Annotated in this window: 11 protein-coding genes; 5 read left to right on the plus strand and 6 right to left on the minus strand. The window is 44.8% G+C overall.

What is annotated here, in order from left to right:
• Positions 1 to 165: 165 nt before the first annotated feature.
• The 3 genes from UF06_RS21075 to UF06_RS21085 form a co-directional block, all read right to left on the minus strand.
• Positions 166 to 2,352: a chitinase gene (locus tag UF06_RS21075; protein WP_226972728.1), complete on the minus strand. Its 2,187-nt coding sequence runs from the start codon at positions 2,350 to 2,352 to the stop codon at positions 166 to 168.
• A gap of 377 nt (positions 2,353 to 2,729) precedes the next feature.
• The gene (locus UF06_RS21080; RefSeq protein ID WP_226972730.1) at positions 2,730 to 3,662 is read right to left on the minus strand and encodes an endonuclease/exonuclease/phosphatase family protein; all 933 of its coding nucleotides are present in this window, start codon (positions 3,660 to 3,662) and stop codon (positions 2,730 to 2,732) included.
• Positions 3,663 to 3,682: 20 nt separating this feature from the next.
• The gene (locus UF06_RS21085; protein WP_045572193.1) at positions 3,683 to 4,489 is read right to left on the minus strand and encodes an ABC transporter substrate-binding protein; all 807 of its coding nucleotides are present in this window, start codon (positions 4,487 to 4,489) and stop codon (positions 3,683 to 3,685) included.
• Between the two features lie 178 nt (positions 4,490 to 4,667).
• Between UF06_RS21085 and UF06_RS21090 the strand changes: the two genes are divergently transcribed.
• Positions 4,668 to 5,195 (plus strand): RNA-binding S4 domain-containing protein, encoded by a 528-nt coding sequence (locus tag UF06_RS21090; RefSeq protein WP_045572194.1) that lies wholly within the window; start codon positions 4,668 to 4,670, stop codon positions 5,193 to 5,195.
• A gap of 166 nt (positions 5,196 to 5,361) precedes the next feature.
• Here the strand turns inward: UF06_RS21090 and UF06_RS21095 are convergent, their stop codons facing one another.
• On the minus strand, positions 5,362 to 6,282 hold the full coding sequence (locus UF06_RS21095) for a LysR substrate-binding domain-containing protein (RefSeq protein WP_045572195.1): 921 nt from the start codon (positions 6,280 to 6,282) through the stop codon (positions 5,362 to 5,364).
• Between the two features lie 91 nt (positions 6,283 to 6,373).
• Here UF06_RS21095 and UF06_RS21100 point away from each other — a divergent pair, with 91 nt between their 5' ends.
• Positions 6,374 to 7,297: a DMT family transporter gene (locus tag UF06_RS21100; RefSeq protein WP_045572196.1), complete on the plus strand. Its 924-nt coding sequence runs from the start codon at positions 6,374 to 6,376 to the stop codon at positions 7,295 to 7,297.
• Between the two features lie 296 nt (positions 7,298 to 7,593).
• Here the strand turns inward: UF06_RS21100 and UF06_RS21105 are convergent, their stop codons facing one another.
• Positions 7,594 to 8,664, minus strand: a complete 1,071-nt coding sequence (locus UF06_RS21105) for an ATP-binding protein (protein WP_045572197.1) — start codon at positions 8,662 to 8,664, stop codon at positions 7,594 to 7,596.
• Entirely contained in the window at positions 8,661 to 9,437 is a 777-nt protein-coding gene (locus UF06_RS21110; RefSeq protein ID WP_045572198.1) for a response regulator, read from the minus strand. Before UF06_RS21110 ends, UF06_RS21105 begins: the two co-directional genes overlap by 4 nt.
• A gap of 102 nt (positions 9,438 to 9,539) precedes the next feature.
• On the opposite strand from UF06_RS21110, the gene UF06_RS21115 reads away from it, so the two are divergent.
• Genes UF06_RS21115 through UF06_RS21125 form a run of 3 tightly spaced genes read left to right on the plus strand, consistent with a single transcriptional unit; the run spans position 9,540 to position 14,377 of the window.
• Positions 9,540 to 10,718 (plus strand): efflux RND transporter periplasmic adaptor subunit, encoded by a 1,179-nt coding sequence (locus UF06_RS21115; protein WP_242402044.1) that lies wholly within the window; start codon positions 9,540 to 9,542, stop codon positions 10,716 to 10,718.
• Between the two features lie 22 nt (positions 10,719 to 10,740).
• Positions 10,741 to 13,842, plus strand: a complete 3,102-nt coding sequence (locus tag UF06_RS21120) for an efflux RND transporter permease subunit (protein WP_045572199.1) — start codon at positions 10,741 to 10,743, stop codon at positions 13,840 to 13,842.
• On the plus strand, positions 13,832 to 14,377 hold the full coding sequence (locus UF06_RS21125) for a GNAT family N-acetyltransferase (RefSeq protein WP_045572200.1): 546 nt from the start codon (positions 13,832 to 13,834) through the stop codon (positions 14,375 to 14,377). Before UF06_RS21120 ends, UF06_RS21125 begins: the two co-directional genes overlap by 11 nt.
• Positions 14,378 to 14,400 lie beyond the last annotated feature (23 nt).

Genomic DNA, 14,400 nt, shown 5'->3' on the forward strand with positions numbered 1-14,400 from the left:
ATTGCAGGTGCAGGCCACTCACTTTGCGACGGGACCCCCTGAATCACCCCGGTAAATATGGAGTCGGTGTTGGCAACATGGAGATTGGCTCTGCCGCGTTTAAATCCAAAACTGCGACAGAACCAGGTTTATATACCCTCTCGTTTGGGAGATGGAAGCAAAAGGCTACTGACAGGTTGCGGGGCCGATATTCTGCCATACAGTCGCATAGCCAGGTTGCTCACCTTGAGTCCACCATTGCGCTTCCCAACGAGAATCACCATAGTTAACTTGTTCACCACCGTTATAAGCAATGTCAACATCCCAAGGTAATTCAGCATCGCTCAATAAAGCCCAAGCTTCATTCGACGGTGATGGTTCGCTGCCCTGAACCCACCATTTCGCTTGGTAAACCAACCCTTGGTGTGAAACTGGGTCACTCGTTTCTGTGTACACAGTTGTTGGGTTATAAGCTGGATATTGTGAAGCATTAGGATCCGTCATTGCACATTCCCCTTCGCCTGTGCCACCGCCACTAACATCAAGTATCAGCAGGGTTGTTGACGCCGTCACTTCATTTTGTGCGCTGTCGATAACCTGCAATGTCGCTGTAACACTCGTGTCATAATCAACTTGTGGAGCATTTAATTGAATAGAACGGCCATCTGCTGCAGTGGTAAACTCCACCTCATTTGATACACGCCATTGGAGATCAAACACATCATCATCTGCATCGTTGATATTGGCACTTACGATGACATTAGTGTCACCTTCGTCAACCTGTTGTGGTGCCATTAAAGTGACCACTGGCGGTTGATTCTCTGTTTGAACCTTAGCGACGATGTTCACACTGTCCTTCGCGCTCGCTCCTTGCGCATCAGTTACGGTTAACTCAAGGGTAAATATTCTATCCTGAGAGATAGCTGGAACAGCCACATCCGTATTAGATGTATTTGGTGAGGTGATGTTCAAGTTGATGCCCGTGCTGTCAATTTGGCGCCATTGGTAGCTGACGATTTCGTGGTCATCAGAAGAGCCATCTGCTGATAAGTGAATAGTCAGTGGATTAGTGGCATCAATGGTTTGGTCTGCGCCCGCGTTAGCCGTTGGTGGTACATTACCCCCTAGATCGTCGTAGACATCAACACCAAACTTATCTTCTACACACTTGGTGTAATCCCCTTCGATAAATGAAGAGTACGGTCCTTGATACGCGACAAGCTGACATTTATAAGTACGGCCATCTGGCGTGGAGGCATCCCAGTTCCAGTCTTCCTCCCAGAAGATGTTGAGCGCACCAGCGCCCGCCTCGTCAAACTGTTTCATGCCTTTACAACCCAGCACTTCATCAGGGGCAATAGGCACATCTAGATAGTTGGCAAACTCGCGATAATAATCAATACGATTTTGCGACTGTGCGTGTTCGCTGCTACCACCGCACTCTACACCACCATTGATAATTTGTGTCGTCACACCAAAACCGGGCACCAAGCCACTTGCTCGGTCATGTTCATTCGGCTGCCATGTGCCATCGATCACGTGCAACATGCTTGGCTTCGGTGGTTGAGGATACAGATAAAAAAACACCGCACTGGCTAGATTGAGCCAAGTATCGGCCACCAATTCTGGTTCGTTTAGCAGTTTTTCTACATTGCCATAAATCGACTGCGAAAACGGACCATAGTTATAGTTGTAACTGAGCTGCTTAGACCCACGGCCAAAATAGCTTTTATTCGTGCCGTCGGGATTGCTTCCGCAAGGGTACGCTTCACCCTGCCAAGTATTGGTATCACACACACCGTACCCACCCGAAGCCTCTTCTGTCCAGCCAATCTCTCTTAGGTAAACCAAACCCTGTCGCCATTGTGGGATCTCGCTGTAAGCGTTATGTCCCCCCGTTTCCTGAGTGAAATGAGCAAACATGGTGGCTAAGGTTTTGCGGCAGATCGCTTCAGAATCGCGGCCGTCGCTGTAACTGCCACACAATGCTGGATATTTACCGGCGGCTTTCAGAAAGTTCAAATAGGTATAGGCAGGATCTCGCTCGGCAAAAAGATAGTTCCAATCTTCTTCGGATAATATTGCTTCTATGCGTTTAACATTTTCTGGGTTATTCACACTGTTGGGTGAAATTGCTTCTACGGTATCGTTATCACGCGTTTGAATAGATTCCATGACCAATTGATACGATTCTGGCTGCTGGGCGATAACCTCTTGTTCATCAGCCAGAACTTTACTCAAAGGCAACTGGGTTAATCCATCGGCGGCAAAAGCCGAGGTCGACAAGGCAAAGAATACAGGCGTAGCAATGGCACCATGTTTTAATATTGTTCTCAAACTCAGTGCGACTTTTGTTCTATTTGATTTCAGCAAAATCTAATCCTCAATTAAATGGATTTTTCATTAATCACTTAATAAATTGTGATGTTTAGGAAAGACAATCATCGAAGAATTAACAAGTAAAATAAGTAATTATGATGCTTACATAGATGTCATAACGATATTGTCAGTTACGAATCCGTTGATCCGCGAAGGTCTGCATGATGCTCAATGAAGTCCGATATGACAAATCGGATATAGGGGGATTCCCCCTCTTTGTAAACAACTGACAGAAGTTATCGACACCACAGAAGGTTTCAATTAATTTGTCCATGCTCGTTACTTGGAGGTATCTGTTCACTCTTGGTCGAATGATCAGAGCGGGGAACGAGCAAGCATTTTCTCTGTTAGCTCAGTTTCTTATCCAGAACTTAGGTTAATAACAAAGTGACCGAGACAAACGCGTGGTCGCTGGCGAACTGATCATCGGCAAAATTGGGGCTGACTAAGTGTTGATCCCAAACAGCAATTCGGCTTATTTCAGCCACTTTCTCGGCATTGCTGGGGAAAAATTCTTCAGAAAGCAAAATGTAGTCAATCGTCAGTCCAAGTTCACCATGATAATGGGTTGGCGGCCAAGTTTGCGTGTCGGCAGAAGAGACAAGTTGACGAATATCTTGCATGAGCGGCGTCTGGCTTGTGTCGAGCAAAGGGCGCAGATCCATGCTGTTTAAGTGCGTGTTAAAATCGCCCAGTACCACCATGGGCTGTTCAGAATTCAGGTAAATCTCCACCAGATATTGACGTAGCAGTAGTGCTTCCCAACCTCTTTGTATGGTGGACAACCAGCTTCCAGCAACTCGCATCTGAGCGTCATCCGCCCCATTTTGGAGCATGGTAGGGCGTTGAGATTTAAAATGCACCACGATAAGGTGGCATGGCCCAAGATGGGGAAAATCAACCACTGCATGCAGTGGTGTGCGGCTAAAAGTAAACTCACCATTTGCACCCAACAGTGTCAACTGCTGGCTTTCGGGCACCACAGGCTCAACCGAAAGCAGCGGATAGCGTGAAGCCAGCGCTAACACAGGGGAAGTATAAATAAATTCGTCACTCACATCGGGCTGATCAACCACAGCAAAATGGCCGTAGCCAAGTGTCTGGCACAACTGCTGTAACTCGTCTGGGCTGAAGACTTCCTGAAACGCGAGCACATCGGCATTTATCTCCAGCAGCTTTTGCTTTAACCAAGTCTGCTTTTTTTGCCACTCTTCTAAAGTCAGAATATTACTGAAATCGTAAAAAGCCCCAGGGGGAGCCAAATAATTCAAAAGGTTACAAGTTGCCAGTGTGATCAAGGACAAACCACTCCTCAAGATAGGCGTTAATCGGTATAGGTGCGAATCACCTGCTCGACCACGCCAGCTTGTTGTAGGTCGAGTAATATCCGGTCAAATTGTGCCACAAACTTTTCCTTGTAGGGAAAATCTTCGCCATAGGCGGTGTAGCCGAGATAGCCATATTCTGTGCTCACCAGTGCGGCAAGTTGAAAAAACTCGCTTTTATCAATACGGCCAGAAAGCTTTAATCGTTTGATTTCCCAAGCGATAGAAAGCTTGTCATTGATGTAGCAGTCGATGCGTTTTGCCCGCATTTTCAGAATGTTTTCTTGATTGTCCTTGGCTTCTTCGACTCGCAGTTGGCCATCGCGAGCTGCGTTCCAAAAAGCCTCTCCGCCGATGGAGAAAGCGGCATTGATTCCGATAGTCTTGCCGTAAAAGTCTTCTGGCCAACGCGTCAATCTTGGCCCGTTGGGAAGTGAAACGTCGTTGTGACAGTACACCACCACCTCTTCTTGCAATATTGGTACGGAGTAAGGGTTAACGTAGGGGCGATGATTCGGATACTTGTAGGGAGGAAACAAAGCAAAACCTTTGCCGGTTTCCAGCAAGCGTAAACCGCGTTTGAATGGCACGGGTTTAATGATGACGGTAAACTCCGGCATTTTTTCAAAGACTTGGCGCAAAATATCGGGATAGATGCCCGTTGCTTTACCCTGAATTTGGTAACTGTAGGGCGGGTAGGCGTCGTCACTGTAGATGATGACTTGGGTTGAACGCGCGTGCGAGGTCGTTGCCAGTATGCTCAGTCCGATCAACAGTTGCCAACCTATCTTATTGGATTTCCGCATAATCCCTCTTCATCTGCCCGAGTTTTATTTAACTTTAGCTCATTACGTCTCCTACCATGGGAATTTCATCTCTGGAAGAGCGAAGATGAGCAGGGCCGCGAGTGGGTTTCAGCTATTTCGTTTGAGGTTGGCAGGCTATCAGTTTAAACTGCGGCAAATTCTGTAACGAGATAAACACATGACTCAAGACTACCCTTATGACGATGCCGATTGCGCTGAAGAGATAGAAATAGAAGCGATCGGTATTGAAGTCTCCAGTCAACCGATTGAACTGTATAAAGTGTTCAAAATTGCCAACTTGGTGAGCGGTGGCGGTGAAGCGAAACATGTCATCGCCGAAGGCTATGTGGCGGTGAACGGCGAATTGGAAACGCGTAAACGCCGCAAAATGTACGATGGGGATTTTTTTGAGTTCAATCAGGAATACTACATGGTGGTGTGCGATGCGCCCGTGATTGAGCCAGAAGCGGTGGAGCAAGAAGCTGAAAAGCCGCTAGCCACCGCACGTAAAGAGAAGTCTCGTCAAAATAACGCGACTAAACCCAAAGGGACGGGGCCCAAATCCACAGGCCGCAAAGCGGCGCACAAAGAGCGAAAAGCACAGAAGAACGCGCTTTCTCAGGCTGCGGGTAAAGGGAAGAAACAAGAAAAGCCACAAGCGACGCGCGATCCAAGCAGTGGTCGCAACTCCATTGACTTCTTCTAATCTATTGCTACTGTCAAAGCCCGCTTGCCGGGCTTTTTAGTGCCTAATTGATCCCACACTGTACAATGATAGAATCTGGGCACAATGATAGAGTCTGGGCTTGGCACGATCCGACGCTTCCCTATCTGTAGATAATGAGCGTAGAGCGTTGAGATTACTCAATACTTCAACCAGCCGTTTCTTCATTTTTGCTTTCAGTGAACTCCTTATGTAACCAAGATTTCAGTGTGGCTACATGTTCGTTGAGCAGCTTTTCTGGCTTGCATACGAAGAAAAATTCCTGATGCGGGTTATTCACTGGTGTGCCGATTTCGACCAACATTCCGTGTTTAATATCATCACGAACAAACAAGCGATGAGTGACCAACACGCCCAGCTTACGAATCGCAGCTTGCACCGCATGAATGGAAGCGATGAAGTTAAGGTTCTTGTTTTGCTTAGGTACGTGAAGTGAATTTCCTTCGCACCAAACACTCCAGTCATGCTTCCTACGCAGGTTCTCTGCATAAATGGCTGGATAACGTGTTAGGAGATCAGCTGCAGACGGAAACGTTTCGAATGACTCCAGTAGTTCAGGGCTGCATACCAATAGGAGTTCATCGTCACCGAGCTTTTCACAATAATAATCTTGCCACTCGTCGGTTTTGCCATGCAGGATCGCGACATCGACACCTTCTTGGTTTAAGTCAAATGAACCAATTAAGTTGGAAAGTCGAATATCGACGTTGGGTGCATATTGTTGGAAGTTATCGACTCGTGGAACCCACCAGTGCATAGCCAGTGAGTTGACCATATTTACCGTAATTCGGTTTGACTGAGGTTGTTGAGTGACCGATTCCGTCGCTGTGATAATTGCCTTTAATGCAGGAGCTATATCGTTGTAGTACCTCTGACCTATGGCATTGAGCTGAACCTGCCTGCCAACCCGATGAAACAGTGGTTGACCAATTAACGATTCAAGACTTTTAACAGCTTGGCTGATTGCAGAGTGGCTTACGCTAAGTAAGCCTGCAGCTTCAGTCATACTGCCTGCCTCTGCGACAGCGACAAATGCGTAAAGAGATTTGAGTGGTGGTCGTCTATTCATATGTAAGTTTATCTAACAGGTTTGTTTAAATATATTCGTTTTTTTCTCTGTTGTCATTGCTCTACTATGAGCGCGTCAATAGGGGGAGATTATGTTGTTAAAAAATCGCGCTGTACCTTATATGCTCATTTCAACATTCAGTATGTCGTTAACTGGGCTTGTATTAAAAAAACTTACCGAAATGATGGGCATTGAGCTCCTTACATTTTTACGATTCTTTATGCCTGCATTACTGCTTTTTGCCATAGTGGGAGTTTCCAAACTACCTTTGCCACCTCGATCAGTCATAAAAGCTTTGATCATTCGTGGATTGTGTATTACGGCATGTCAACTTTGCTTTATCGCTTCACTGAACACCTTGTCTCTTGTAGAAACAACCGTACTGTTTGCAACAGGCCCTATCTTTATTGCCGTTATCGAGAAACTGGTTTTTAAGGTAAAGATTAAAGTTGAAACGAAGTTTGGCCTAGTTGCCACTTTCGCCGGTGTTTTAATGTTGGCTGGGGATGTGTCTGGATTTCAGTTTCGACCAGAGTTGCTCATTGGCTTGGGTGCAGGCTTGTTTAACGCAGGATCGCAAGTGAGTTTGTTTCGTGCCAGTAAAGGTCAGGTTAAAGCATCAGTGCTCAATAGCTGGACATTTCTCATCGCAGCGGTAAGCGTGCTTCCTTTAGCGTTTGTCTTTGGGTTATCTGATCTTGATACTCAGATACTGCTGGAACCTCAAAACAATGCATTTGTATGGGTATGTTTATTGGGCCTTTCAGTAACCGTAGTGGGTAATCAAATCTTACGTTCGAAAGCTTACAAGCTGGTGGAGAGTAGCTCTCAGCTTGCGCCGCTTATTTTCACTAATTTATTGTTTACGATGATCTGGCAGGTCCTGTTTTTTGATGAAAGTTTTTCTAAACATCAGATAGTCGGGATTACGCTCGTAATATTCGCAGCATTGATGAATACCTTTGCAGCCAAACTGTTTAAGTACTTCTCTCATATCAAAGCTCATCTTGTGTAGAAGATTCAAAAGGAAGCTTAAAGAGGCGTTATTTCATTGAAGTAACGTCTTTTGTTTTTATCAGCTTAACGACAGGTTTAGATGTTATTTTAAGATTATGGCTGGTTAGCGATTAATTCGTCCGCCCAAGAAAAGTTTCAAGGTTGCTTATCTCCGACCTTGTTAAGCTAACCAGCCTTCTTATTCTTATCTTTCACTTTCAAATATATTTATTCGTCTGTCCAAATAAAAAAGCAAGTGAGTTAATATCCGAAAATAATTCATTAACTTGCTTTTTCTATGACTGCTTTAAGATTTTATACTTCTATTTGAGTCGCATTTGTTGGCCAACAGAGTTCTATTATTGTTCCGCCTTTATTGCTTATACGACAACTAACGCTTCCTTCGTGCGCTGTTGCAATCGCAGCAACAACCGCTAAGCCTAATCCGCTACCGCTTTTGGGATTATCTTCAGCAATGCGAAATGCAGTGAAAATATGCGGAATTAACTCAGGTGATATTCCCGGACCAGAATCTCCCACACTTAAATAGCAAAAACCATCTTTAAGCTGGGTCGAGATGGTTATTACACCCGGAAGAGCATATTTACTTGCATTTTCCAATATAGCCAATAAAGCTTGTCTTATTCTGGTGGGGTCACAAAAGACAGGTTGTGTTGTTACATTAAGTTCTACATGTTGATTTGCTTCATTAAGCATATTGACCGACAAATCAGTAAGTAATTTTATTTCTGTCGCTAAGTTGGTTTCTTTTCTATTTATTCTTAATTCATCACTGTTCATTAAGCTAATAACACGCAGATCTTCTATTAATCGAGATAACCCTTCAATTTGTACTAATAGTTTAGTGAACTGGTTTTTATCTGGCGTAAAGACACCTTCAGCTAACCCTTGTAATCGGCCCCGTAAAATCGTCACAGGGGTTCTGAGTTCATGGGCGATCGCCGCATTCCAAAAGGCGTGCTCTTCTGTCATTCGTTGAAGTTTATCCGCCAATAGGTTGAAATCGTCTACCAATAAAGCGGCTTCACCTAATGAACGGTCACCAACATTAGCGCGAAAATGTAGGTCGCCTTCAGCGAGTTTCCGCATTCCCTCAGCAACAGCACTTAGCGGTTCCAAAATGCGTTGGGATAACTTCGTAGCAAGATTGACGGCTAGCAGAATGACAATAACGCAGGTTAGTGCGAGCCAAATCCATTCTGGCCAAGAAGGAGTGAGAGCGTCCTCACTCGGTATATAATTGGGCCAATATTTATCCCAAAGATAATAAAAAATAAACGAGCCTATCGTTGCAAGCAATGCTGATCCGATTGCGATTTTTATCATTGAGAACGCAATCTGACGGCTCAAACCACTTAGTTTCATTGGTCGCCCTTAAAACGGTAACCGACACCACGAACACCAGCCGGAATCCCTTGAATTCCGTAGGCTTCAAGTTTTTTGCGGATTTTGCTGATGTGGCTGTCGATCGTTCGTTCCAGCGTGTCACCCTCAGGTAGGCACGTACTTAATAGTTCTGTTCGGCTAAACACTCGCTTGGGTGAACGAATGAAGTGAGTCAACAACTTAAACTCAGTTAAGGTTAGCAGTAGAGTATGACGTTCTCCATCCACATGAACAGCGATTTCGTGACTCTCTAAATCGACTTCAAACGGTTCGGCTCGCAGTATATTTTTGTTGTGAAGTTGATTCACTTCTAAGGTGCGTCTTAGAACGGCTTGGACTCTCGCGACGACTTCTGCCGGATTAAACGGCTTAACGACGTAATCATCAGCTCCGATTCTGAGTGCCATCAATTTATCTAAATCTTGGTCCATTGCGGTAAGCATGATGACAGGGGTGTTACTTTTCTGACGAAGTTCCGACAACACTTTCCATCCATCCATTTTAGGCATCTGGATATCAAGCAGTATAAGATCTGGCTTCATGGATGAATGAAGTTCTAGTGTTCTTTGACCATCTGCAGCGTGAATCGTACGCATATTGCTGCGCGTTAGATAAGCGGAGAGTATATCGACAATTTCAAATTCATCCTCAGCGATCAGAATTAACGCCTGACGATAAGACCCGGTTCCTGAATCTGGGCCTGAATCTGTAGCAAATTTCTGCCCTTCAACGTACAAATTGTTCATCTCCATCAAATCTCCACATTCACTCAGCGGGACCTCCACACACAGGTATTAGACTCAACAACTATCGACAGCGGATAGTCCGCTTTGATTTGTTCAGAGGATACCTCAGTGAAAAAGATAAATATATGTGTATCTAGTAGCTTACATATATTGGTACTTTTCTTTTTAGTTGGCTGTAATCAATCCAATAAAGACGAAAGTGAAGTCGGACTAAAAGAGTCTTTGCCTTTAGTTTCAACGATAACGACGCAACCACAACAATTAGATGTGTATGAAGAGCTTCCTGGAAGAGTGAAGGCCGTGCGCGTTGCGGAGATTCGTCCACAAGTGGTTGGGATTGTACAACATCGCTTGTTCAAACAAGGCGCTGAAGTGAAAGCAGGCCAACCGCTATTCCAGATTGATCCTGCGCCATTTGCAGCGGAAGTTGACACTGCCAAAGCAAACTTACAGAGAGCGCAGGTGACTTATCAACGTGCTCTGGAAAAAGAGTTACGATTAAAGCCTTTGGTTAAAAAAGATTCTATCAGTCGTCAAGAGTATGACGATGTTGTATTACAACGTGACCAAGCCGCCGCAGAAGTTGCGGTCGCTAAAGCGACGCTCACTCGTCGTATGCTTGATCTGAAGTTTGCAAATGTGACCGCACCGATATCTGGACTGATAGAGCAAACCTTGGTGACTGAGGGTGCTCTGGTCAGCAGTACAGACGCAACACCGATGACGCGTATCCAACAGATCGATCAAGTTTTTGTTGATATTCGTCGACCTGCGTCTTCACTAGAAGCGATTCGTGAGGCTTTAGCGGCCAGTTCTGACGGACAACCTAGCGTTGCTAGAACAAAAATTAAAATTTTACGCAGTAACGGCACCCCTTATCCAGTCAAAGGCCAAATCCTGTTTTCTGGTATCAATATTGACGTAAGCACTGGCGATGTGTTGTTACGTGTACTCGTGGACAACTCCCAACGTTTGCTATTACCGGGTATGTTTGTGAAGGCAAAGGTACTTTATTCGAGTTATGACAACGCGTTAATGGTTCCGCAACAGGCGGTTATGCATCTTGCCGGTGCTCCTCACCTCTGGAGTATTGATCAGGAAGGACATGCACATTTAAAACCTGTAAAACTCGGAGAATTGATCAATGGTCAGTACCGCGTGAAATCGGGTGTTAGCAAAGGAGAAAATATCGTAGTAGAAGGCAAGGAAAGGCTTGAGGACGGTATTCTTGTCGACCAACGCAAATGGGAAGAATCTGAGATTCTTTTAACATCTGCGGCAAACTGATTAAGGTTAGAGTGGCTTTTTTATGTCTCAGTTTTTTATTCATCGCCCGGTATTTGCTTGGGTTATTGCTCTTTTCATTATTTTGTTTGGATGCATTTCGATTCCGAAGTTACCTATTTCTCGTTACCCGTCTGTTGCGCCTCCAACGGTTAGTATTATGGCGACGTATCCGGGAGCCAGCCCGAAGGAAATGAATGATGGTGTACTTAGTCTTATTGAGGGTGAGCTGTCGAACGTTAAGAACTTAATGTATTTCGAGTCGTCTGCTGACAACTCCGGTTCTGCGTCTATTACGGCTACATTTAAACCGGGAACCGATGTTGATATGGCGCAAGTTGACGTTCAAAACCAACTGAAAGCGGTTGAATCTCGTTTACCGCAGGTGGTGCGTCAAAGCGGCTTGTCCGTAGAATCTGCTACATCCAACTTTTTGATGATTGTCGGGTTGAAATCTGATGATAACCGCTTTGATGAAATAGCATTGAACGACTATTTGGCTCGCAACATCGTAGATGAACTGCGCCGTATTGAAGGTGTAGGGCGTGTTCAGTCATTTGGTGCAGAGAAGGCAATGAGGATCTGGGTTGACCCGAGTAAGCTCAATTCATTGGGTTTAACAATGAATGATGTTAGTCAGGCTATCACTTCGCAAAATACACAAATCGCACCCGGAAGTATCGGTGCTGCACCGACGGGTTTAGGGCAACGAGTAACGGTTCCATTAACCGTTCAAGGCCAGTTAACCAGCGTTAAAGAATTTTCCAATATTATTCTTCGCGCAAATAACAACGGCTCTAAAGTCGTCTTAAGTGACGTTGCGCGTGTAGAGATCGGTTCTCAATCCTATGGTTATTTGAATCGTGAAAATGGTAAAACAGCGACGGCTGCGGCTATTCAGCTTACTCCGGGAGCGAATGCCGTTAAAACTGCAGATGCGGTACAAAAGCGTTTGGCGGAGTTGAGTCAAAGTCTACCTTCTGGGATGACCTATTCAATTCCATTTAATACAGCACCTTTCGTTAAAGTTTCGATCAATAAGGTTATTCATACCTTAGTTGAAGCTATGGTGCTGGTGTTTTTTGTTATGTTTCTGTTTTTACAGAATATTCGTTACACCTTGATCCCCGCTATTGTTGCACCGATAGCCTTGTTGGGGACGTTCACCGTCATGTTGTTAACTGGCTTTTCAATCAACGTGTTAACGATGTTTGGTATGGTTCTGGCGATCGGTATTATCGTCGATGATGCGATTGTTGTTGTCGAAAACGTGGAACGCTTGATGGCGGAAAAAGGCTTGTCTCCGAAAGAAGCGACATCTAAGGCGATGAAAGAGATTACTGGCGCCATTATAGGCATCACACTTGTGCTAACGGCGGTTTTTATCCCCCTGGCATTTTCCAGTGATTCGGTTGGCGCCATTTATAAGCAGTTTACCTTATCGATGGCGGTATCCATTCTGTTCTCTGCATTTTTGGCACTAACACTAACGCCGGCGCTTTGTACCACGTTGCTAAAACCGGTGAATACTAATCATCACGAGCAAACCAGATTCGCGAAATGGTTTAATCGTGGCTTTAACCGAATGAACAATCGGTATGAATCTCAGGTCAACGTGTTAGTAAATCGCAAAGGACGAATGATGCTTGGCTTTGTGTTTCTGTGCGCAATTTTGGTTCTAGTGTATAGGCAACTGCCGTCATCGTTTTTACCAGAAGAAGACCAAGGATATTTTATTACCAATATTCAGCTTCCAGCAGACGCAACCACAGTGCGTACGTTGGATGTTGTGAAAAAATTTGAACAGCATGCGTTAAGCCGCCCAGCAATTGAGTCAACAATGACAGTGATTGGTTTTGGATTTTCCGGTTCAGGTACTAACACCGCGCAGAGTTTTACCACGTTGAAAGATTGGGAATCACGCGACGATACCACAACACTGGATGAGTTAAGACTTGCTGAGGAGGCGATGGCTGACGTAAAAGAAGGCACGGTTATGCACATGCTACCTCCTTCTATTGAAGAGCTAGGAACGAGCTCTGATATTACGTTTTTCTTGCAAGATCGCGGAAATCAGGGATACGAGGCATTAAAAGCCGTTGAGACGAAGATGTTAGCGTTGGCGAAAAATAGCAAATCACTTAGCGATGTCTATTCTGATGGGCTTCCTGCGGGAACAAGTATTCATCTAGATATTGATCGCCAGAAAGCTGAGGCGTTAGGTGTTTCATTCACGAGTATTAGTGAGACGCTATCAACTGCGATTGGATCGCTATACATCAACGACTTTCCTAATGAAGGCAGAATGCAGCAAGTCATTATGCAAGCAGATGCTTACTCAAGGATGCAGATTGAGGATGTGCTCAAGCTCCATGTGCGAAATATTAATGGTGGAATGGTTCCGCTATCAGAAATTGTGACGCCTATTTGGTCTGAGTCAGCTCCGCAGTTTATTCGCTTCCAAGGTTATCCTGCGGTTCGAATTTCTGGTAGTGCAGCTGCGGGCGTTGCCAGCGGAGATGTGATGGCTGAAATAGAACAAATGGCGAAGCAACTTCCGTCAGGCTTTACCATTGCATGGACAGGACAGGCATTACAAGAGCTTCACTCAGCAAAACAAGCACCGATGCTAATGGCGCTATCGATGCTAGTCGTTTTCTTAGTGCTTGCGGCACTTTATGAGAGTTGGGCTATTCCTTTATCGGTGATGTTGGTCGTGCCCTTGGGATTGTTAGGTGCGGTACTCGCTATTGTGGCTCGTGACATGCCAAACGACGTTTTCTTCAAAGTCGGGATGATCACCGTCATTGGTCTTTCGGCGAAAAACGCGATTCTAATTGTTGAGTTTGCCAAACAGTTGAGAGAGCAAGGCAACGGGTTGGTACAGTCAGCCGTTCAAGCGGCGAAGTTGAGATTAAGACCTATCTTGATGACCTCTCTGGCATTTGGTCTTGGTGTTGTACCACTGATGCTAGCCTCAGGTGCTAGTGCCGAAACTCAACGAGCTATCGGAACCGGTGTGTTCGGTGGAATGGTCAGCGCTACATTACTTGCCATTTACTTTGTTCCAGCTTTCTTCGTGTTCGTGATGAGTATTAAAGAGCGTTATTTTAAAAATGAAAAATGAAATTATAAAACTCACTAAGGTGAAAAGTGACGAGCTGCCCGAATTTAAAACTAAGTTACAGCAGACTTTTACCAATGCGTTAATCGAACAGTTTGGCCCATCTTACAGTGAGCCGATACCTTCCGATGAAGATATATTTGGTTCTTTTAACGCCAAGGGTGCCGTAATAAATCATATCGTACTCGGCGAGGAAAGAGTGGGTGGTGTGGTGCTGAATATTAATACGGATACCCAATATAACAGTCTCGACCTGTTTTTTATTTATCCCGAAAGTCATAATAAAGGTTTAGGGCAGAAATCATGGAGAGCCATTGAAGTGGCGTATCCAGAAACTAAGGTTTGGACAACCGTTACACCTTATTTTGAAAAAAGGAACATCAACTTCTATATCAATAAGTGTGGTTTTCATATTGTAGAATTCTTCAACAAATACCATCTAGAAGATGATTCTCAGGTTCGCGATATCGACATGGATGTCGATAACAACGGCTTGTATGAAGAAGACTTTTTCAGGTTTGAGAAGAGAATGAAATAAGTCTTTCCGTTTATAAATTGTAC

Source organism: Vibrio sp. S234-5 (assembly GCF_000960595.1).
In the GTDB taxonomy this organism is placed as follows: Bacteria; Pseudomonadota; Gammaproteobacteria; order Enterobacterales; family Vibrionaceae; genus Vibrio.

Bases quoted from the DNA above. Each gene is read 5' to 3' on its own strand.
- UF06_RS21125 (WP_045572200.1), top strand. From the start codon at position 13,832: ATGAAAAATGAAATTATAAAACTCACTAAGGTGAAAAGTGACGAGCTG.
- UF06_RS21095 (WP_045572195.1), bottom strand. From the start codon at position 6,282: ATGAATAGACGACCACCACTCAAATCTCTTTACGCATTTGTCGCTGTC.
- UF06_RS21085 (WP_045572193.1), bottom strand. From the start codon at position 4,489: ATGCGGAAATCCAATAAGATAGGTTGGCAACTGTTGATCGGACTGAGC.
- UF06_RS21120 (WP_045572199.1), top strand. From the start codon at position 10,741: ATGTCTCAGTTTTTTATTCATCGCCCGGTATTTGCTTGGGTTATTGCT.
- UF06_RS21090 (WP_045572194.1), top strand. From the start codon at position 4,668: ATGACTCAAGACTACCCTTATGACGATGCCGATTGCGCTGAAGAGATA.
- UF06_RS21105 (WP_045572197.1), bottom strand. From the start codon at position 8,664: ATGAAACTAAGTGGTTTGAGCCGTCAGATTGCGTTCTCAATGATAAAA.
- UF06_RS21110 (WP_045572198.1), bottom strand. From the start codon at position 9,437: ATGGAGATGAACAATTTGTACGTTGAAGGGCAGAAATTTGCTACAGAT.
- UF06_RS21100 (WP_045572196.1), top strand. From the start codon at position 6,374: ATGTTGTTAAAAAATCGCGCTGTACCTTATATGCTCATTTCAACATTC.